19 protein-coding genes are annotated in these 20,520 nt (G+C 71.6%); 16 read left to right on the top strand and 3 right to left on the bottom strand.

The features are described from left to right. Positions 1 to 282: 282 nt before the first annotated feature. The 15 genes from pyrR to metK all read left to right on the top strand — a co-directional run bounded on the left by pyrR (position 283) and on the right by metK (position 16,395). Positions 283 to 921 carry a bifunctional pyr operon transcriptional regulator/uracil phosphoribosyltransferase PyrR gene (gene pyrR, locus ACEZDG_RS00215; protein WP_380500860.1) on the top strand — a complete coding sequence of 213 codons (639 nt, stop codon included), beginning with the start codon at positions 283 to 285 and terminating at the stop codon, positions 919 to 921. Next, on the top strand, positions 918 to 1,895 hold the full coding sequence (locus tag ACEZDG_RS00210; protein WP_380500858.1) for an aspartate carbamoyltransferase catalytic subunit: 978 nt from the start codon (positions 918 to 920) through the stop codon (positions 1,893 to 1,895). The genes pyrR and ACEZDG_RS00210 overlap by 4 nt, the downstream gene beginning before the upstream one ends. After that, positions 1,892 to 3,181, top strand: a complete 1,290-nt coding sequence (locus tag ACEZDG_RS00205; protein WP_380500856.1) for a dihydroorotase — start codon at positions 1,892 to 1,894, stop codon at positions 3,179 to 3,181. The genes ACEZDG_RS00210 and ACEZDG_RS00205 overlap by 4 nt, the downstream gene beginning before the upstream one ends. Beyond that, positions 3,178 to 3,804, top strand: coding sequence for a PH-like domain-containing protein (locus tag ACEZDG_RS00200; RefSeq protein WP_380500854.1), 627 nt, complete (start codon positions 3,178 to 3,180; stop codon positions 3,802 to 3,804). Before ACEZDG_RS00205 ends, ACEZDG_RS00200 begins: the two co-directional genes overlap by 4 nt. Continuing rightward, positions 3,801 to 4,946: a glutamine-hydrolyzing carbamoyl-phosphate synthase small subunit gene (carA, locus tag ACEZDG_RS00195; protein ID WP_380500852.1), complete on the top strand. Its 1,146-nt coding sequence runs from the start codon at positions 3,801 to 3,803 to the stop codon at positions 4,944 to 4,946. The genes ACEZDG_RS00200 and carA overlap by 4 nt, the downstream gene beginning before the upstream one ends. Beyond that, positions 4,939 to 8,244, top strand: a complete 3,306-nt coding sequence (gene carB, locus ACEZDG_RS00190) for a carbamoyl-phosphate synthase large subunit (RefSeq protein ID WP_380500850.1) — start codon at positions 4,939 to 4,941, stop codon at positions 8,242 to 8,244. The genes carA and carB overlap by 8 nt, the downstream gene beginning before the upstream one ends. 104 nt (positions 8,245 to 8,348) lie before the next feature. Then, positions 8,349 to 9,449, top strand: coding sequence for a quinone-dependent dihydroorotate dehydrogenase (locus ACEZDG_RS00185; RefSeq protein WP_380500848.1), 1,101 nt, complete (start codon positions 8,349 to 8,351; stop codon positions 9,447 to 9,449). Positions 9,450 to 9,453: 4 nt separating this feature from the next. Then, positions 9,454 to 10,305 (top strand): dihydroorotate dehydrogenase electron transfer subunit, encoded by an 852-nt coding sequence (locus ACEZDG_RS00180; protein WP_380500846.1) that lies wholly within the window; start codon positions 9,454 to 9,456, stop codon positions 10,303 to 10,305. Next, positions 10,306 to 11,283 carry a dihydroorotate dehydrogenase gene (locus ACEZDG_RS00175; RefSeq protein WP_380500844.1) on the top strand — a complete coding sequence of 326 codons (978 nt, stop codon included), beginning with the start codon at positions 10,306 to 10,308 and terminating at the stop codon, positions 11,281 to 11,283. Beyond that, positions 11,280 to 12,110, top strand: a complete 831-nt coding sequence (gene pyrF, locus ACEZDG_RS00170; protein ID WP_380500842.1) for an orotidine-5'-phosphate decarboxylase — start codon at positions 11,280 to 11,282, stop codon at positions 12,108 to 12,110. The genes ACEZDG_RS00175 and pyrF overlap by 4 nt, the downstream gene beginning before the upstream one ends. 357 nt (positions 12,111 to 12,467) lie before the next feature. Beyond that, positions 12,468 to 12,791 (top strand): integration host factor, actinobacterial type, encoded by a 324-nt coding sequence (mihF, locus tag ACEZDG_RS00165; protein WP_182442798.1) that lies wholly within the window; start codon positions 12,468 to 12,470, stop codon positions 12,789 to 12,791. 48 nt (positions 12,792 to 12,839) lie between these two features. Next, positions 12,840 to 13,397: a guanylate kinase gene (gene gmk / locus ACEZDG_RS00160; RefSeq protein ID WP_380500840.1), complete on the top strand. Its 558-nt coding sequence runs from the start codon at positions 12,840 to 12,842 to the stop codon at positions 13,395 to 13,397. A gap of 24 nt (positions 13,398 to 13,421) precedes the next feature. Then, positions 13,422 to 13,688, top strand: coding sequence for a DNA-directed RNA polymerase subunit omega (rpoZ, locus tag ACEZDG_RS00155; RefSeq protein WP_030248832.1), 267 nt, complete (start codon positions 13,422 to 13,424; stop codon positions 13,686 to 13,688). Between the two features lie 96 nt (positions 13,689 to 13,784). Next, a complete protein-coding gene (gene coaBC, locus ACEZDG_RS00150; RefSeq protein ID WP_380500832.1) occupies positions 13,785 to 14,999 on the top strand; it encodes a bifunctional phosphopantothenoylcysteine decarboxylase/phosphopantothenate--cysteine ligase CoaBC in 1,215 nt (404 codons plus the stop codon). A gap of 187 nt (positions 15,000 to 15,186) precedes the next feature. Further along, entirely contained in the window at positions 15,187 to 16,395 is a 1,209-nt protein-coding gene (gene metK / locus ACEZDG_RS00145) for a methionine adenosyltransferase (protein WP_380500830.1), read from the top strand. Positions 16,396 to 16,460: 65 nt separating this feature from the next. On the opposite strand, the gene ACEZDG_RS00140 is transcribed toward metK, so the two are convergent. Then, entirely contained in the window at positions 16,461 to 17,156 is a 696-nt protein-coding gene (locus tag ACEZDG_RS00140) for a C39 family peptidase (RefSeq protein ID WP_380500828.1), read from the bottom strand. Positions 17,157 to 17,246: 90 nt separating this feature from the next. Beyond that, positions 17,247 to 17,615, bottom strand: a complete 369-nt coding sequence (locus tag ACEZDG_RS00135; protein WP_380500826.1) for a YbjQ family protein — start codon at positions 17,613 to 17,615, stop codon at positions 17,247 to 17,249. 72 nt (positions 17,616 to 17,687) lie between these two features. On the opposite strand from ACEZDG_RS00135, the gene ACEZDG_RS00130 reads away from it, so the two are divergent. Continuing rightward, a complete protein-coding gene (locus tag ACEZDG_RS00130; RefSeq protein WP_380500824.1) occupies positions 17,688 to 19,817 on the top strand; it encodes a primosomal protein N' in 2,130 nt (709 codons plus the stop codon). Here the strand turns inward: ACEZDG_RS00130 and ACEZDG_RS00125 are convergent, their stop codons facing one another. Beyond that, the gene (locus ACEZDG_RS00125; protein WP_380500822.1) at positions 19,818 to 20,402 is read right to left on the bottom strand and encodes a hypothetical protein; all 585 of its coding nucleotides are present in this window, start codon (positions 20,400 to 20,402) and stop codon (positions 19,818 to 19,820) included. Positions 20,403 to 20,520 lie beyond the last annotated feature (118 nt).

The raw sequence follows: 20,520 nt of genomic DNA, 5'->3' as shown, positions 1-20,520 counted from the left end.
ACGCTCTGAGTGCGCTGTACGAAAACCTGTACTGGCCTTCTGCTTGCCCTAGACGGTGCGGAGGATGGGCATCCGTCGCCCGGCCGTAACTCACTGTGAGGTTACGCAGAGTGATATGACTTCGTCAAGCTGAATGGGGCAGTCGTGCGATGCCCTGGCCTGCATGATCACCCTGATAGGGTGGACGGCGGTCGCCCTTCCCCCGGGGAGCGGTGTCCACGACATTCCACAGACATCCTTTAAGGCCCGTCCAGTGAGGCGGGGAAGGAGGTCGGCTTCGGCATGACCGCAACAGACCGTACCCAGCGCGAGAACAGCCCCGGCGGCGCCCGCCAGGTCCTGGACGAGAGCGACATCGCCCGTTCCCTGACCCGGATCGCCCACGAGATCGTGGAGCGCGCCAAGGGCGCCGAGGACGTCGTCCTGCTCGGCATCCCCACCCGCGGCATCCTGCTCGCCCGCCGCCTGCACACCATCCTGGCGGAGATTGATCGTGGGGGTCCGGGGGGTCGCTCCCCGGGGCATCGGAGTACCGGGCGGGACATCCCCTTCGGGACCCTGGACATCACCATGTACCGGGACGACCTGAGGCTCAAGCCCGCCCGCGCCCTTGAGCACACCGAGATCCCGCCCGGCGGCCTGGACGGCAAGCTGGTCGTCCTGGTCGACGACGTGCTCTTCTCCGGCCGCACCGTCCGCGCCGCCCTGGACGCCCTCGGCGACCTGGGCCGCCCCCGCGCCGTCCAGCTCGCCGTCCTGGTCGACCGGGGCCACCGGGAGCTGCCGATCCGTGCCGACTACGTGGGCAAGAACCTGCCCACCTCGCTGCGCGAGGCCGTCAAGGTGAAACTGGCGGAACTGGACGGACACGACGCGGTCCTGCTCGGACAGAACGCCGATTCGAACGGGAGCGCCCAGTGAAGCGACACCTGATCTCCACCGCCGACCTGACCCGCGACGACGCGCTGCTGATCCTGGACACCGCCGAGGAGATGGCCCAGGTCTCCACCCGGGCCGTCAAGAAGCTGCCGACCCTGCGCGGGCGCACCGTGGTCAACCTCTTCTTCGAGGACTCCACCCGCACCCGCACCTCCTTCGAGGTGGCCGAGAAGCGGCTCTCCGCCGACGTGATCAACTTCTCCGCCAAGGGCTCCTCGGTCTCCAAGGGCGAGACCCTCAAGGACACCGCGCTCACCCTGCAGGCCATGGGCGCCGACGCGGTCGTCATCCGGCACGGGGCCTCCGGCGCCCCGCAGCGGCTGGCCGAGTCGGACTGGCTGCACGGCAGTGTGGTCAACGCCGGTGACGGCACCCACGAGCACCCCACCCAGGCCCTGCTGGACGCCTTCACCATGCGCCGGCACCTCAACCCCGGCCTCGGCCGGGACCTGGCCGGGCGCAGGATCACCATCGTCGGCGACGTGCTGCACAGCCGGGTGGCCCGCTCCAACGTCCGGCTGCTGCACACCCTGGGCGCGGACGTCACCCTGGTCGCCCCGCCGACCCTGGTCCCGTTCGGCATCGAGACCTGGCCCTGCGCCGTCTCCTACGACCTGGACGCGGTGCTGCCCAAGAGCGACGCGGTGATGATGCTCCGGGTCCAGCGCGAGCGGATGAACGCCGCCTACTTCCCGACCCAGCGCGAGTACTCGCTCCGCTACGGCCTGGACGCCAAGCGGGCGGCGACGCTGCCCGACCACGCCATCGTGATGCACCCGGGCCCGATGGTCCGCGGCATGGAGATCGCCTCCGAGATCGCCGACTCGACCCGCTCCACCATCGTCGAGCAGGTCGCCAACGGCGTCAGCATCCGGATGGCCGTCCTCTACCTGCTGCTCGGCGGCTCCGAGCCAGCCCTCTCTCCTGCACGCCCCACCGAGGAGCACAGCAAGTGACCAGCTACCTGATCAAGAACGCCCGCCTCCTCGGCGGGGAGCCGCAGGACCTGCGCCTCAAGGACGGCGTCTTCGCCGAACTCGGCACCGGGCTCGCCGCCGCCGAGGGCGAGACGGTGATCGACGCCGAGGGCCTGATCGCCCTGCCCGGCCTGGTCGACCTGCACACCCATCTGCGCGAGCCGGGCCGCGAGGACGCCGAGACCGTGCTCACCGGCACCCGCGCCGCCGCCAAGGGCGGCTTCACCGCCGTCCACGCCATGGCCAACACCTTCCCGGTGGCCGACACCGCCGGCGTGGTCGAGCAGGTCTGGCGGCTCGGCAAGGAGTCCGGCTACTGCGACGTCCAGCCGGTCGGCGCGGTCACCATCGGCCTGGAGGGCAAGCAGCTCGCCGAGCTCGGCACCATGGCCGACTCCGCCGCCGCGGTCCGGGTCTTCTCCGACGACGGCAAGTGCGTGGACGACGCGGTGATCATGCGCCGCGCGCTGGAGTACGTGAAGGCCTTCGGCGGGGTCATCGCCCAGCACGCCCAGGAGCCCCGGCTCACCGAGGGCGCGCAGATGAACGAGGGCGCGGTCTCCGGCGAGCTGGGCCTGATCGGCTGGCCGGCCGTCGCCGAGGAGTCGATCATCGCCCGCGATGTGCTGCTGGCCGCGCACGTCGGCTCCCGGCTGCACGTCTGCCATGTGTCCACGGCCGGTTCGGTGGAGATCATCCGCTGGGCCAAGTCCAAGGGCTGGGACGTCACCGCCGAGGTGACCCCGCACCACCTGCTGCTGACCGACGAGCTGGTCCGCTCCTACGACCCGGTCTACAAGGTCAACCCGCCGCTGCGGACCGAGGCCGATGTGCTGGCGCTGCGCGAGGCGCTGGCCGACGGCACCATCGACGCCGTCGCCACCGACCACGCCCCGCACCCGTCCGAGGACAAGGACTGCGAGTGGGCCGCCGCCGCGATGGGCATGGTCGGCCTGGAGACCGCCCTCTCGGTGGTCCAGCAGACCATGGTGGACACCGGGCTGATCGGCTGGGCCGAGGTCGCCGACCGGATGTCCTACCGCCCGGCCGCCATCGGCGGACTGGCCGGCCACGGCCGCCCCGTCTCGGTGGACGAACCGGCGAACCTGGTCCTGGTGGACCCCGCGTACCGTGGAACGGTGAACCCCGACACCTTCGCCACCCGCAGCAGGAACACCCCCTACCGCGGCCGTGACCTGCCCGGACGCGTGGTCGCCACCTTCCTGCGCGGTACGCCGACGGTCCTGGACGGGGAGCTGGTATGAGCCTCGCCACGCTGCTCGCGGCCGACGCGCCGCACTCCGCGCCGGTCACCCATGTGGGGGATCTGATCGGCTGGATCATCGGGCTGCTCGTGATCATCGCGCTGCTCTACTGGCTGATGCGGCAGGGCTGGCTCTGGCGCAGGACCCAGCAGTCGGGGATCCCGCCGCTGCCGGCCGTCCCCACCACGACCACCCCGCCGATCCTGGAGCTGGAGGGCCGCTACCTGGGCAGCACCACCGCCGGGAACTGGCTGGACCGGGTGGTCGCACACCGGCTGGGCGACCGCAGCCTGGTCGAACTGACCCTGGGCGCCGAGGGCCTGAAGGTGGTCCGCCCCGCCTCGGCGAGCTTCTTCGTCCCGGTCGCCGCGCTGCGCGGGGCCAGGACCGACCGGGGGATCGCCGGGAAGGTCGTCCCCGAGGGCGGCCTGCTGGTGGTCACCTGGGAGCACGGCGGCACCCTGCTGGACACCGGGGTCAGGGCCGACCACCCGGCCGAGCACGAGAGCTGGGTCACCGCGATCGAGGTGCTCATGCGGGCCCACGCCAAGGTGACCGCCGACGCTCCGATCGAACCCGCTCCGATCGAACACGCCCCGATCGAACACAAGGAAGGCGCATGATGACCGCACGTACCGAGAGGAAGCCCGCTGCCTACGTCCTGGAGGACGGGCGGGTCTTCCGCGGCCAGGCGTACGGCGCGATCGGTGAGACCTTCGGCGAGGCCGTCTTCAACACCGGTATGACCGGCTACCAGGAGACCCTGACCGACCCCTCGTACCACCGCCAGGTCGTCACCATGACGGCCCCTCAGATCGGCAACACCGGCGTCAACGACGAGGACGGCGAGTCCTCCCGGATCTGGGTGGCCGGCTATGTGGTCCGCGACCCCGCCCGGGTGCCCTCCAACTGGCGCTCGCGGCGCTCGCTGGACGAGGAGCTGACCGCCCAGGGCATCGTCGGCATCAGCGGGGTCGACACCCGCGCGCTGACCCGCCACCTGCGCGAGAACGGCGCGATGCGCTGCGGCATCTTCTCCGGACCGGCGCTGGCGGACGACGCCGCGCTGCTGGAGCGGGTCCGGCAGGCCCCGCAGATGGTGGGCGCCAGCCTCTTCAACGAGGTGTCCACCACCGAGGCCTATGTGGTCCCGGCGATCGGGACCAAGCGCTTCACCGTGGCCGCGCTCGACCTCGGCATCAAGGGCATGACCCCGCACCGGATGGCGGAGCGCGGCATCGAGGTGCACGTACTGCCGGCCGACGCCACCGTCGAGGACGTCTACGCGGTCGGTGACGACGGGAGCGGGCCGGACGGGGTGTTCCTGTCCAACGGCCCCGGCGACCCGTCCACCGTGGACCTCACCGTGATCAAGGCGGTGCTGGAGCGGAAGACCCCGCTGTTCGGGATCTGCTTCGGCAACCAGATCATCGGCCGCGCGCTGGGCTTCGGCACCTACAAGCTCAAGTACGGCCACCGCGGCATCAACCAGCCGGTGCAGGACCGCACCACCGGCAAGGTCGAGGTCACCGCGCACAACCACGGCTTCGCCGTGGACGCCCCGCTGGACGGCGAGACGCAGACCCCGTACGGGCGCGCCATCGTCTCCCACGTCTGCCTGAACGACAACGTGGTCGAAGGACTGCAGCTGCTGGACCAGCCCGCCTTCAGCGTCCAGTACCACCCGGAGGCGGCGGCCGGTCCGCACGACGCCGCGTACCTGTTCGATCGCTTCGTAGAGCTCATGGAGGGCCAGCGTGCCTAAGCGCACAGACATCCACTCGGTGCTGGTCATCGGCTCCGGCCCGATCGTCATCGGCCAGGCCGCCGAGTTCGACTACTCCGGCACCCAGGCCTGCCGGGTGCTCAAGGCCGAGGGCCTGCGGGTCATCCTGGTCAACTCCAACCCGGCCACGATCATGACCGACCCGGAGATCGCCGACGCCACCTATGTCGAGCCGATCACCCCGGAGTTCGTCGAGAAGATCATCGCCAAGGAGCGCCCCGACGTCCTGCTGCCCACCCTGGGCGGCCAGACCGCGCTGAACACCGCCATCTCGCTGCACGACAACGGTGTTCTGGCCAAGTACGACGTCGAGCTGATCGGCGCCAATGTCGAGGCCATCAACAAGGGCGAGGACCGCGAGCTGTTCAAGGGCGTGGTCGCCGCCGTCAAGGCCAAGATCGGCTACGGCGAGTCGGCCCGCTCGGTGATCTGCCACAGCATGGACGAGATCATCGCCGGCGTGGACACCCTCGGCGGCTACCCGGTCGTGGTCCGCCCCTCCTTCACCATGGGCGGCGCCGGCTCCGGCTTCGCCCACGACGAGGAGGAACTGCGCCGGATCGCCGGCCAGGGCCTGACCCTGTCGCCGACCACCGAGGTGCTGCTGGAGGAGTCCATCCTCGGCTGGAAGGAGTACGAGCTCGAGCTGATGCGCGACCGGAACGACAACGTCGTGGTCGTCTGCTCGATCGAGAACTTCGACCCGATGGGCGTGCACACCGGCGACTCCATCACCGTGGCGCCCTCGATGACCCTCACCGACCGCGAGTACCAGCGGCTCCGCGACATCGGCATCGCCATCATCCGCGAGGTCGGCGTCGACACCGGCGGCTGCAACATCCAGTTCGCGATCAACCCCGACGACGGCCGCATCATCGTCATCGAGATGAACCCCCGGGTCTCCCGCTCCTCCGCGCTGGCGTCCAAGGCCACCGGCTTCCCGATCGCCAAGATCGCGGCCAAGCTGGCCGTGGGCTACACCCTGGACGAGATCCCCAACGACATCACCGAGAAGACCCCGGCCTCGTTCGAGCCCACGCTCGACTACGTGGTGGTCAAGGTCCCGCGGTTCGCCTTCGAGAAGTTCCCGAGCGCCGACGCCACCCTCACCACCACCATGAAGTCGGTCGGCGAGGCCATGGCGCTGGGGCGCAACTTCCCCGAGGCGCTGAACAAGGCGCTGCGCTCGCTGGAGAAGAAGGGCAGCCAGTTCACCTTCGTCGGCGAGCCCGGCGACAAGGACGAGCTGCTGGTCAAGGCGGGCATTCCGACCGACGGCCGGATCAACACGGTGATGCAGGCGATCCGGGCCGGGGCCACCCAGCGCGAGGTCTTCGACGCCACCAAGATCGACCCCTGGTTCGTGGACCAGCTCTTCCTGATCCACGAGATCGCCGAGGAGATCGCCGAGGCCGACAAGCTCGACCCGGACACCCTGCGGCACGCCAAGCGGCACGGCTTCTCCGACCTGCAGATCGGCGAGATCCGCGGCCTGAACCCGGACGTGGTCCGGGAGGTGCGGCACGCGCTGGGCATCCGGCCGGTGTTCAAGACCGTCGACACCTGCGCCGCCGAGTTCGCCGCGAAGACCCCGTACTTCTACTCCTCCTACGACGAGGAGAGCGAGGTGGCGCCGCGCACCAAGCCCGCGGTGCTGATCCTCGGCTCGGGGCCGAACCGGATCGGGCAGGGCATCGAGTTCGACTACTCCTGCGTCCACGCCTCCTTCGCGCTCAGCGACGCGGGCTACGAGACCGTCATGGTCAACTGCAACCCGGAGACCGTCTCCACCGACTACGACACCTCCGACCGGCTCTACTTCGAGCCGCTCACCCTGGAGGACGTGCTGGAGATCGTCCACGCCGAGACCCTGGCCGGACCGGTCGCCGGCGTCATCGTCCAGCTCGGCGGGCAGACCCCGCTCGGCCTGGCCCAGGCGCTCAAGGACAACGGCGTGCCGATCGTCGGCACCCAGCCCGAGGCCATCGACCTGGCCGAGGAGCGCGGCGCCTTCGGCCGGGTGCTGCGGGACGCCGGACTGCCGGCGCCCAAGCACGGCACCGCCTTCTCCTTCGACGAGGCCAAGGCCATCGCCGACGAGATCGGCTACCCGGTGCTGGCCCGGCCGAGCTACGTGCTCGGCGGGCGCGGGATGGAGATCGTCTACGACGAGCCGTCCCTGGCCGACTACCTCAAGCGGCACGCCGGGCTGATCTCCGAGCACCCGGTGCTGATCGACCGCTTCCTCGACGACGCCATCGAGATCGACGTCGACGCCCTCTACGACGGCACCGAGCTCTACCTCGGCGGCGTCATGGAGCACATCGAGGAGGCCGGCATCCACTCCGGCGACTCCGCCTGCGCGCTGCCCCCGATCACCCTCGGCGGCTACGACATCAAGCGGCTGCGGGCCTCCACCGAGGCCATCGCCAAGGGCGTCGGCGTGCTCGGCCTGATCAACATCCAGTTCGCCATGGCCGGGGACATCCTCTATGTGCTCGAGGCCAACCCGCGCGCCTCGCGCACCGTCCCGTTCACCTCCAAGGCCACGGCCGTGCCGCTGGCCAAGGCGGCGGCCCGGATCTCGCTCGGCGCGAGCATCGCCGAGCTGCGGGCCGAGGGCATGCTGCCCAAGGAGGGCGACGGCGGCACGCTGCCGGTGGACTCCCCGATCGCGGTCAAGGAGGCGGTGATGCCCTGGAGCCGCTTCCGCGACATCCACGGCCGCGGCGTCGACACCGTGCTCGGCCCGGAGATGCGCTCCACCGGCGAGGTGATGGGCATCGACACCACCTTCGGCACCGCCTACGCCAAGTCCCAGGCGGGCGCGTACGGGGCGCTGCCGACCAAGGGCCGGGTGTTCGTCTCCGTGGCCAACCGCGACAAGCGCAATCTGGTCTTCCCGGCCCGCGCGCTGGTCGAGCTCGGCTTCGAGGTGCTGGCCACCTCCGGTACGGCCGAGGTGCTGCGCCGCAACGGGATCGTCGCCACGGAGGTGCGCAAGCACAGCGAGGGTCCTGGCGCGGACGGCGAGCGGACCATCGTCCAGCTGATCCACGACGGCGAGGTCGACCTCATCATCAACACCCCCTACGGGACCGGCAGCCGGCTGGACGGCTACGAGATCCGCACGGCGGCGGTGGCACGGTCGGTGCCGTGCCTGACGACGGTTCAGGCGATGGGGGCGGCGGTGCAGGGGATCGATGCGCTGATTCGCGGCGACGTCGGGGTTCGCTCCCTGCAGGAGCACGCCGCTCAGCTGAACGCCTCTCGCTGACGGGGGTTCGGTTCGGGGGACTGCGCACCGCCGTGCATGGCTGGTCGCGCAGTTCCCCGCGCCCCTGGGGGATTGCCACTTCACGTCCGCTGGAAGGCGAAGCTTTGTACCGCTTGTTGTTCAACCTTGTTTTTCGGCGGATGGATCCTGAACGGGCGCACCATCTGGCGTTCTTCTGGATCCGGCTGGCGGCGTCCGTGCCGGGGCTCCGCTCGGTGCTGCGCAGCGTCCTCGCGCCGGAGGACCCCGCCCTGCGGGTGAAGGCGCTGGGGATGGACCTGCCCGGGCCGTTCGGGCTGGCGGCGGGGTTCGACAAGAACGCCGTCGGGATCGACGGGCTGGCGATGCTCGGCTTCGACTACGTCGAGATCGGCACGGTCACCGCCGAGCCGCAGCCGGGCAACCCGGCCCCGCGGCTGTTCCGGCTGATCGAGGACCGCGCGCTGGTCAACCGGATGGGCTTCAACAACGAGGGCTCCGCCGTCGTCGCGGCCCGGCTGGCCGCCCGCCCGGGCAGCTCGCGGACCGTGGTGGGTGTGAACATCGGTAAGACCAAGGTGGTCCCCGAGGCTGAGGCGGTCGCCGACTACGTCACCAGCACCGAGCGGCTGGCCCGGCACGCCGACTACTTCGTGGTCAACGTCAGCTCGCCCAACACGCCCGGGCTGCGCAACCTGCAGGCCGTCGACCAGCTGCGACCGCTGCTGACCGCGGTCCGGGAGACCCTGGACGCCAAGGCGACCCGGGGCCACATCCCGCTGCTGGTCAAGATCGCGCCGGACCTCGCCGACGTGGACATCGACCAAGTCGCGGACCTCGCCCTGGAACTGGGCCTGGACGGCATCATCGCCACCAACACCACCATCGGCCGCGAGGGCCTGCGCACCGACCCCGCCAAGGTCGAGGCGGCCGGTGCGGGCGGGCTCAGCGGTGCGCCGCTGCGGGCCCGCTCGCTCGAGGTGCTGGGCCGGCTGCACGCCCGGACCGGGGACCGGCTGACCCTGGTCTCGGTCGGCGGCATCGAGAACGCCGACGACGCCTGGGCCAGGATCACCGCCGGCGCCACCCTGATCCAGGGTTACAGTGCCTTCATCTACGAGGGTCCCTTCTGGTGCCGCAGGCTCCACCGGGGCCTGTCCGCCCGGCTCCGCGCGAGCGGCCATGGAACCCTGAGCGAAGCAGTCGGCGCGTCGAACGGAAGGTGAACGCATGGCGCACCCCCTCCAGATCCGGGCGGAGATCCTCGACATCACGCCGCTGGGCGCCTACTCCCGCGTCCTGCTCCGCGCGCCCGGCGTGGCGTCCCGGGTCCGGCCCGGGCACTTCGCCGCGGTGGCCGTCGGCGGCGGGGACTCGTCCATGCTGCTGCGCCGCGCCTTCTCGATCCACCGGGCCGACCCGGAGCAGGAGACCGTCTCGCTGGTCGTCGCCGAGCACGGGCGCGGCACCAGGGAGCTGCTGCGGAGCCGGCGGGGGGACAGCCTGGACCTGGTCGCACCGCTCGGCACCGCCTTTCCGCAGCCGGTCGGGGCGCTGACCGCGCTGTTCGTCGGCGGCGGCTACGGGGGCGCGCCGCTGTTCCCGCTGGCCGAGCAGATCGTCGCCCAGGGCGGCGCGGTGGGCTTCATCCTCGGCGCGTCCACCGGTGAACGGCTGTTCGGGGTCGACAGCGCCCGGAAGCTCACCCCGGATGTGCTGGTCACCACCGACGACGGCTCCAGCGGGATAAAGGGCCAGGTCACGCTGCCGCTCGCGGAGGCGGTCAAGGCCATCGGCGCGGAGGCGGTCTACTCCTGCGGCCCGATGGCCATGCTCCGGGCGGTCACCGGGATCGCCACCGCGGAGGGGGTGCGCAGCTTCTGCGCGGTGGAGGAGGCCATGGCCTGCGGCGTCGGCGTCTGCATGAGCTGCGTCCTGCCGGTGGTCGGCGAGGACGGGGTCAGCCGCTTCGTCCGCTCCTGTGTCGAGGGCCCCTGCTTCGACGGCACCCGGGTCCGCTGGGACGACATCGGCACCGTCCCGGCCGACCTGTACGGCGCCGCCGCGATGGGGGTGCGCTAGATGGACGCCACCGAGGTGGACCTCACCGCGCCGTTCGGCAACGGGACCCTGCCCAACCCGGTGACCACCGCCTCCGGCTGCGCCGGCTACGGGCGGGAGCTGGCGAAGTTCCTGCCGCTGACCGAACTGGGCTCGATCACCACCAAGACGATCATGCCGTACCCGCGCGCGGGACGGCCCACCCCGCGGATGGCCGAGACCCCGAGCGGGATGCTCAACTCGATCGGCCTCCAGGGCTCCGGCATCGAGCACTTCGTCGAGCAGGAGCTGCCCTGGCTGGCCGAGCGCGGCGTGCGGGTGCTGGTGTCCGTCGCGGGGGAGCGGGTCGAGGAGTTCGCCGAGACCGCGCAGGCCCTGCGCGGCCGGCCCGGAGTGGTCGGCATCGAGGCCAACATCTCCTGCCCCAATGTCGCCAACCGCGGCCTGGTCTTCGCCTGCAACCCGGCCACCTCGTACGACGTGATCGCGGCGATCCGCGAGGTGTCCGACCCGGGGCTGCCGCTCTACGCCAAGCTGACGCCGGACGTCACCTCGATCACCGAGATCGCGGCGGCCTGCGTCCGGGCCGGGGCGGACGGCCTCTCGATGATCAACACCCTGCTGGGCATGGCGATCGACACCACCACACTGCGCCCGTCCCTCGCCGCCGGTGAGCTGGGTGACGGTACCGGCGGGCTGTCAGGGCCGGCGATCCGCCCGGTCGCCGTGCGCTGCGTCTACCAGGTGCACGCGGCCATGCGGGCCGGGGTGATGCCAATGGTGCCGATCCTCGGCATGGGCGGCATCAGGACCGGCCTGGACGCGCTGGAGTTCGTCCTGGCCGGCGCCTCCGGCGTCGCGGTCGGCACCACCGTCTTCAACGACCCCTCGGCCCCGCTGCGGGTCCTCGGCGAACTGCGCCAGGCCCTGGCCGAGCGCGGCTTCGCCGCACTCACCGACGCCATCGGCTATGTCCACCACCAAGGAGTACAGACATGACGGCCCCCTTCGGCACCCGACTGCGCCAGGCGATGGACACCCGGGGCCCGCTCTGCGTGGGCATCGACCCGCACGCGGCACTGCTGGCGGCCTGGGGGCTCGGCGACGACGTGGCCGGGCTGGAGCGCTTCGCCCGGACCGTGGTCGAGGCGCTGGCCGGCGAGGTCGCCGTGCTGAAGCCGCAGAGCGCCTTCTTCGAGCGCTTCGGCAGCCGGGGCATCGCCGTGCTGGAGCAGGCCGTCGCCGAGGCGCGGTCGGCGGGGGCGCTGGTGCTGATGGACGCCAAGCGCGGTGACATCGGCTCGACCATGGCCGCCTACGCGGACGCCTTCCTGGCGCCGACCAGCCCGCTGTTCTCGGACGCGGTCACCGTCTCGCCCTACCTCGGCTTCGGCTCGCTGCGTCCGGCCTTCGACGCCGCGCGGGCCTCCGGCGCGGGTGTCTTCGCGCTGGCGCTCACCTCCAACCCGGAGGGGCACGAGGTCCAGCACGCCCGGGGGGCGGACGGGCTGACCGTCGCCCAGTCGGTGCTGCGCCACCTCGCCGCCGAGAACGCCGACGCCGACCCGCTGGGCTCGTTCGGCGCGGTGGTGGGCGCCACCCTCGGCAGCATCGACGCGGACCTGGACATCAACGGCCCGCTGCTCGCCCCGGGCATCGGCGCGCAGGGGGCGACCCCGGCGGACATTCCCAAGCTCTTCGGCCCGGCGGCGGACAACGTCCTGCCGAGCGTTTCCCGTGACATTCTGAAGCTGGGACCCTCGGTCGGGGCGCTGCGCGAGGGCGCCGCACGATTCGTGGACGAGACGCGCACGGCAATCGGTTGAAAGTTCGACCATTAGCCCATTTGTGTGGTGGTTTAGTGAATGCCTTGTGATGGCCTGAGCTGCGGATACGGTCCCGGGCGCGGCGGAAAGCCGTACCGCCCGGGCCGTACGGGGGCCGGTTGGATGAGTTCGCCTCGTATTCCCGGGCGGTATGTCCGTAAAAGTCCTGGTCGACAGAGTCTGACCAGGACTTTTCTGTTGTTTTTCCTGACGCGGACCGCGTAGAGGGGTAGTGTCCGGCGATAGGTCCAGAGAGGGGCAGCTTCCACGTTGCTCTCGCAGGTCAGAGCCGCTAGGTTCCTCGACGGTCTTGAGTAGGTCCCTGTCCCATTCATTCGAATCACCGAGGTGAACGGCGTGGCACTTCCGCCCCTTACCCCTGAGCAGCGCACCGCTGCGCTCGCCAAGGCAGCTGAGGCTCGCCGGGAGCGCGCCGAGATCAAGAATCGGCTCAAGCACTCCGGCGCGTCTCTCCACGAGGTCATCAAGGCCGGCCAGGAGAACGACGTCATCGGAAAGATGAAGGTCTCGGCCCTGCTCGAGAGCCTTCCCGGTGTCGGCAAGGTCCGGGCCAAGCAGATCATGGAGCGGCTGGGCATCTCCGAGTCCCGCCGCGTCCGGGGTCTCGGCACGAACCAGATCGCTTCCCTGGAGCGCGAGTTCGGCGGCGCTTCGGCCTGATCTGTCCCGATGGTTCGGAAACCCTCCCGGTTCCTGGATAATCGGTACATGAGTGAACGTCCGCGGCTGACCGTGCTCTCCGGCCCTTCGGGTGTCGGCAAGAGCACGGTCGTTGCTTTCATGCGCGCCCAACACCCCGAGGTGTGGCTCTCGGTCTCCGCCACCACGCGCAAGCCGCGTCCTGGCGAGCGGAACGGTGTCCACTACCACTTCGTCGACGAGGACCAGTTCGCCAAGATGGTCGCCAACGGCGAACTGCTGGAGTGGGCCGTCTTCGCCGGGAACCACTACGGCACGCCCCGCAAGGCGGTGCTGGACAAGCTGGAGCTGGGCGAGCCGGTGCTGCTGGAGATCGACCTCCAGGGCGCCCGCCAGGTCCGCGAGTCGATGCCCGAGGCCCAACTGGTCTTCCTGGCCCCGCCCTCCTGGGAGGAACTGGTCCGCCGGCTGACCGGGCGCGGCACCGAGTCGCAGGCCGTGATCGACCAGCGGCTCGCTGCGGCGAAGGTCGAACTCGCGGCCGAAAGTGAATTCGACGCCACTCTGGTCAATACCTCGGTCGAGGGTGTAGCGGCAGAACTGCTAGCCTTGCTCAACGTAGTCTGATCATTTTCTCCGGAAGGTTCCCGCGTGTCCTCTTCGATGACAGCGCCCGAAGGCATCATCAACCCGCCGATCGATGAGCTGCTCGAGGCCACCGACTCCAAGTACAGCCTGGTGATCTACGCGGCCAAGCGTGCGCGCCAGATCAACGCCTACTACTCGCAGCTGGGCGAGGGCCTGCTGGAGTACGTCGGCCCGCTGGTCGACACCCATGTGCACGAGAAGCCGCTCTCGATCGCGCTCCGCGAGATCAACGCCGGTATGCTCACCGCCGAGGCGATCGACGCGCAGTAGGCCTCACCCAATACACAGGCAGTGCGACGCCGCGATCCGTACGAGTGACGGGTCGCGGCGTTTGTTGTGACGCATGGACGCTGGAGGTGGCTGGTCGTGGTGAACGTCGTGCTGGGTGTCAGCGGCGGCATCGCCGCCTACAAGGCGTGCGAGCTGCTGCGGCGATTCTCCGAGTCCGGCCATGACGTCCGGGTGGTGCCGACCGGGTCCGCGCTGCACTTCGTCGGCGCGGCCACCTGGTCGGCGCTCTCCGGGCACCCGGTGTCCACCGAGGTGTGGGAGGGCGTGCACGAGGTCCCGCACGTGCGGATCGGGCAGCGCGCGGACCTGCTGGTGATCGCGCCCGCGACCGCGGACCTGCTGGCCAAGGCCGCGCACGGGCTGGCCGACGACCTGCTGACCAACACCCTGCTGACGGCCCGCTGCCCGGTGGTGTTCGCCCCGGCGATGCACACCGAGATGTGGGAGCACCCGGCGACCCGGGAGAACGTCGCCACGCTGCGCCGCCGCGGAGCGCTGGTGATCGAGCCCGCGGTCGGCCGGCTGACCGGCGCGGACACCGGCAAGGGACGGTTCCCCGACCCCGAGGCGATCTTCGAGCTGTGCGCCCGGGTCCTGGCCCGCGGCGCGGCGGCCGGGGAGCTCGACCTGGCCGGGCGCCATGTGGTGGTGTCGGCCGGCGGCACCAGGGAGCCGCTGGACCCGGTGCGCTTCCTCGGCAACCTGTCCACCGGACGCCAGGGCTACGCGCTGGCCTCGGTGGCCGCGGCCCGCGGCGCAAGGGTGACGCTGGTGGCCGCGCACACCGAGCTGCCCGACCCGGCCGGGGTCGACCTGGTGCGGGTGGGCACGGCGGAGCAGCTGCGGGCGGCGGTGCTGGCCGCGGCTGCGGACGCCGACGCGGTGGTGATGGCCGCCGCCGTGGCGGATTTCCGCCCCGCGGATTACGTTCCCGTGAAGATCAAGAAAGTGGACCGGGCCGAGCCCGAACCGCTGGCGCTGGTGCGGAACCCGGACATCCTGGCCGAGCTCTCCCGGCACCGGGCGGCACCGGGGCAGGTGGTGGTCGGCTTCGCGGCGGAGACCAATGACGTACTCGTCAACGGGCGGGCGAAACTCGCCCGCAAGGGTTGTGATCTTCTGGTCGTCAACCAGGTCGGCGGCGGCCTCGCCTTCGGCAGCGCGGACAACGAGGCGGTGATCCTGGCCGCCGACGGCTCCGAGACCGAGGTGCCGTTCGGGCCCAAGGCGGCCTTGGCCGACACGGTCTGGGACCTGGTCGCGACCCGTCTCACCACGCGGAACGGCTGACCGGCCGCGGGCGCCGTCCGCCGGGCCGGAGTTGTCCGACAGGTGATCCAGAACCTGGACCGAGGGGGTCGGCCCGGGCTTCTGTTGGCTACACTCCCGCTGTAGTCCTCAATAAGTCTTTCCGGACCGCCCGTGCCTTTCGGGCCCGAGTGGTTCAGTCAGCAGCCGCTGCAACCCAGGGAGCGCTGTGTCTCGCCGCCTGTTTACCTCTGAGTCCGTGACCGAGGGTCACCCGGACAAGATCGCTGATCAGATCAGCGACACGATTCTGGACGCACTGCTCAAGGACGACCCGCACTCCCGGGTCGCCGTTGAGACGCTGATCACCACCGGGCAGGTGCACATCGCCGGGGAGGTCACCACCAAGGCGTATGCGCCGATCGCGGCCCTGGTCCGCGAGAAGATCCTGGAGATCGGCTACGACTCCTCGAAGAAGGGCTTCGACGGCGCCTCCTGCGGCGTATCGGTGTCCATCGGCGCGCAGTCCCCGGACATTGCCCAGGGTGTGGACGACGCCTTCGAGGCCAGGGTCGAGGGCGACGACGATGAGCTCGACAAGCAGGGCGCCGGCGACCAGGGCCTGATGTTCGGCTACGCCTGCGACGACACGCCCGAACTGATGCCGCTGCCGATCAGCCTGGCGCACCGGCTGGCCGAGCGGCTGTCCGCGGTCCGCAAGAACGGGACCATCCCGTACCTGCGCCCGGACGGCAAGACCCAGGTCACCATCGAGTACGACGGCGACAAGGCGGTCCGCCTCGACACCGTGGTGGTCTCCTCGCAGCACGCCTCGGACATCGACCTGGACTCGCTGCTCGCCCCCGACATCCGCGAGTTCGTGGTGGAGCCGGAACTCAAGGCGCTGGCCGACGCGGGCAGCGACCTGATCACCGACGGCTACCGGCTGCTGGTGAACCCGACCGGACGCTTCGAGATCGGCGGCCCGATGGGCGACGCCGGGCTGACCGGCCGCAAGATCATCGTCGACACCTACGGCGGCATGGCCCGCCACGGCGGCGGCGCGTTCTCCGGCAAGGACCCGTCCAAGGTCGACCGCTCCGCCGCCTACGCCATGCGCTGGGTCGCCAAGAACATCGTCGCCGCGGGCCTGGCCCGGCGCGCCGAGGTCCAGGTCGCCTACGCCATCGGCAAGGCCGAGCCGGTCGGGCTGTTCGTGGAGACCTTCGGCACCGAGACCGCCCCGGTCGCGAAGATCCAGGAAGCCGTCACCCGGGTCTTCGACCTGCGTCCGGCCGCCATCATCCGGGACCTGGACCTGCTGCGGCCGATCTACGCCCAGACCGCCGCGTACGGCCACTTCGGCCGTGAGCTGCCGGACTTCACCTGGGAGCGCACCGAGCGCGCCGAGGCGCTGAAGGCCGCCGTCGAGGGCTGACTCCGGCCGACCGCCGCCGACGGCGGCCCCCGTCCGAGCCGTGCCCGGACGGGGGCCGCCGTCGCTCAGGCGACCACCACGGCCATGTCGTGGTAAGTGGAGTAGCCGGCCTGGAACTTCGCCTTGCTGATCCAGTAGTGGCCGCGCGCCGGGTCGTTCACATACACGCCGTGGGGGGTCACCCCGACCAGGGTGACCGCGTGCTCGGCCGGACCGGCGTAGGGGATCAGCCTGCCGTCGTAGGCCCGGTAGTTCCTGCTCTTCTTCGCCCGCCACAGGTAGTCGATCCAGACCACCGCCGGGTGTCCGGCCCGGAGCTGCAGGTAGAGCTTCGCCGGGGAGTAGTTCTGCTGGGCGACCAGCACCGTGCCGCCGTTGGCCCTGGCGGCGGCGGCGATCCGGGGGTAGAAGACCCCGTAGCCGGTGCCCCGCGACTCGCTGCCGTCGGGGCTGCCCACGAAGGCCCGGTAGGGGTCGCCCGAGGTCCGGCCCGAGTAGCCGAAGTGAGGGTGCTTCAGATCGACGCCGATGGAGCCGAGCAGCTGCCTGTCGCTGCGCCGGTGCCCCCGGTAGGCGAGGACCATCCGCAGCGCGGCGGCCTCGCAGTCGTTGGCCTCCTGCTGCCGGTCCATCGGCACCCGCATGCTGCGCGAGGTCGGCAGGGCGGCTGCCGCCGCGCCGGTGGCCGGGACCAGCCCGAGCAGCAGCGCGGCAGCCGCGGTGGCCGCGCCGAGGAGCGGAAGGGCAGGGCGTCCGGGCATGCGGGCAGGTCCCCCTGGGTCGGTCGGGCGGTGCGGACGGAGCAGGCGGTGCAGGCGGTACGGACGGTGCAGGCGGTGCGAGTGCTGCGGTCAGCCGACCGGGCTGATCACAGCGGCGGTGCCGTAGGCGCAGATCTCGGTCCCGTTGCCGCCGGCCTCGGTGACGTCGAAGCGCATCGCCAGGACCGCGTTCGCACCCCGGGCCTTGGCCTGGTCGATCAGCCGGTCCATCGCCTGGTTCCGGCTCTCGACCAGGGTCTTGGTGAGCCCGCGCAGCTCGCCCCCGGCCAGTGACTTGAGCCCGGCGCCGATCTGCGTGCCGAGGTTGCGGGAGCGCACGGTCAGCCCGAAGACCTCCCCGATCACCCGGTCGACCCGGTACCCGGGGACGTCGTTGGTGGTGGCCACCAGGACCTCGGTGCTGTGCTGTCCGCCGCCGAAGTCGTCAAGATTCGTCATGGCTCGCATTCTGCCTTTCCAAGGTCAACTCGGCAGCGGAAACTGTCGGCCCGCTCTGATAGGACTACGGGTATGAACGGCACTCCTGACTCCGACTCCGACGCCGCGCCGGACGCCGGCCCGGGGGAGCAGCTGGAGCTGGTCCGGCTGGAGCTCAAGAAGGCCAGGGCCAGGGCGAAGCCCAGGGTGAACCCCAAGGCGACGACCCGTCACCTCCCGGTGGCGCGGGTGGTGGTGAACAAGGGCGTGCTGGTCATCGACCAGTTCTTCGACTACTCCGTTCCGGTGGACCTGGACGAGATCGCCCAACCGGGTGTCCGGGTCCGGGTGCGCTTCGGCGCGAAGATGGTGGACGGCCGCCGCGAGGGCGGCGGACTGATCGACGGTTTTGTGGTGGCCCGGCTGGAGAAGTCGGACTATTCGGGCTCGCTGGCCCCGCTGCTCCATGTCCTCTCGCCTGAGCGGGTGCTGACGCCGGAACTGCTGCGGCTGTGCCGCGCGGTGGCCGACCGCTACGCCGGCACCCTGGCCGATGTGCTGCAGCTGGCGGTGCCGCCCAAGCGCAACCGGGCCGAGGCCGAGCCCTCGCCGGAGCCGCTGCCGCCGCCCGAGCCGCCCGAGCCGGGCTCCTGGACGCGCTATCCACTGGGGGAGGCGTTCCTGTCCGCGCTGGCGGCGGGCGAGTCCCCGCGCGCGGTCTGGTCGGCGCTGCCCGGCGGCTCCTGGGCCGAGGAACTGGCCCGGGCGGTCGCGGCGACGCTGGCCTCCGGGCGCGGCGCGCTGGTGGTGCTGCCGGAGGGCCGGTCGGTGGCGCAGCTGGACGCGGCGCTGCTGGAGCTGCTGGGCTCGGGACGGCATGTGGCGCTGACCGCGGAGCACCCGCCGGAGGAGCGCTACCGCCGCTGGCTGGCCGTCAGCCGGGGCTCGGTGCGCGCGGTGGTCGGCACCAGGGCGGCGATGTTCGCGCCGGTGGCGGACCTGGGCCTGGTGGCGGTCTGGGACGACGGGGACGACCGGCACAGTGATGAGCACGCCCCCTATCCCCATGCCAGGGACGTCCTGCTGCTGCGGGCACTGCCGTCCGCGGCGGCCGGCGCCACCGGCGGGGCGGGTGCCGCAGGCGCGGCGGTGCTGATCGGCGGCCTGGCGGTGACGGTGGAGGCGGCCCAGCTGCTGCACACCGGCTGGGCCAGGCCGCTGGTCGGGGACCGGGCCGAGGTGCGCCGGGCCGCCCCGCTGGTGCGCACGGTGTCCGAGCGGGACCAGGCCAATGACGCGGGCGCCCGTGCGGCCCGGCTGCCCTCGCACGCCTGGAGCGTGGCCAGGGAGGCGCTGACCCGGGGCCCGGTGCTGGTGCAGGTGCCCCGGCGCGGTTATGTGCCCCGGCTGGCCTGTGTGCGCTGCCGGGAGCGGGCCCGCTGCCGGCACTGCGCCGGTCCGCTGGAGCTGGGGGGCGCCGAGGACGCGCTCTGCTGCGTCTGGTGCGGACGGCTCGACCCCGACTGGCACTGCCCGGAGTGCGGGTCGACCCGGCTGCGGGCGCAGGTGGTCGGCGCCCGCCGCACGGCGGAGGAGCTGGGCCGGGCGTTTCCGCTGGTCCCGGTGCGTACCTCGGGCCGGGGCGAGGTGCTGGCCACCGTGCCGGACGCGCCCGCGCTGGTGGTCTCGACGCCCGGGGCCGAGCCGGTCGCCGAGGGCGGCTACGCCGCCGCGCTGCTGCTGGACGGCTGGGCCCTGCTGGGCCGCGCGGACCTGCGGGCGGGCGAGGACACCCTGCGGCGCTGGCTGAACGCGGCCGGTCTGGTGCGCTCCAAGGAGCAGGGCGGCGCGGTGGTGGTGGTCGCCGACGAGGGGCTGCGCCCGGTGCAGGCGCTGGTGCGCTGGGACCCGTCCGGCTTCGCCGGGACGGAGCTGGCGGAGCGGGCCGAACTGCACTTCCCGCCGGTGTCCCGGATGGCCTCGGTGACCGGCAGCGCGGCCTCGGTGGAGGACCTGCTGGCCCTGCTGCGGCTGCCGTCCGGCGCGGACGTGCTCGGCCCGGTGCCGGCCCGGGGCCCCGACGAGGAACGGGTGCTGCTGCGGGTGGACCCCGGCCGGGGCGCCGAGCTGGCCACCGCGCTGAAGGCCGCGCAGGTGGCCCAGCTGGTCCGCAGGTCGGCCGAGCCGGTACGGGTCAGGATCGACCCGCTGGACATCGGCTGATCAGGGCGCCGGCGAGGGCGCGTTCTCCGGGGGCGGCAGCGCCGGGTCGCGCCGGGCCGAGGGGATGGCGCGGGACAGTCCGCCGGGGATCTGCACCCCGCTGCCGCCGCCCGCGGCCTGGGGCTGGGCTTGGACCTGGGCCGGGACATGGTGCGTGGTCGGCCCGACCGGGGCCTGCAGCTCGGCGAGGTCCGGCTCGGACCCGCCGGGCGCGGAGCCCTCGGCGGCCGGGTCGGCGGGGCGGCGCACCCCGTACCTGCGGTGCACGGCCTGCTTGGTGACGCCCAGTGCGGAGCCCACGGCGTCCCAGGAGAAGCCGAGCGAGCGGTCGAACTCGACGGCAGCGGCCACCAGGCCCTCCACGCTGTCCCGCAGTTCCTGGGCGAGCCGGACGGTGGGCGCGGGGGCACGGCCGTAGACCACGAATCCGGCCGAGGTGGTCGGGCGGCGGGGGCGGTAGACGTTGCCCAGCTGGGCGGTGAGTGTGCGCAGCGCGTCCACCTGGCGGCGCACCCGCTCGATGTCCCGCACCAGCAGGTGCAGGCTGGCCCTGGCACGGGCGTCGTGAGTGGCGTGTTCGGCCATGTTGTTTGGGGAGCCTCTCGGAAAACCGGCGGTCAATCTTCCTTGACCAACGTTCCCGAGCCCGTTGAGTCACGGAGAGGGCGCGCGGAATCAAACGTACGGCGTGCGCACGCGGCTC

The sequence above is a fragment of the Streptacidiphilus alkalitolerans genome (genome assembly GCF_042511045.1).
GTDB lineage: Bacteria > Actinomycetota > Actinomycetes > Streptomycetales > Streptomycetaceae > Streptacidiphilus > Streptacidiphilus alkalitolerans.
This window is presented reverse-complemented; position numbering and strand designations above follow the sequence as displayed.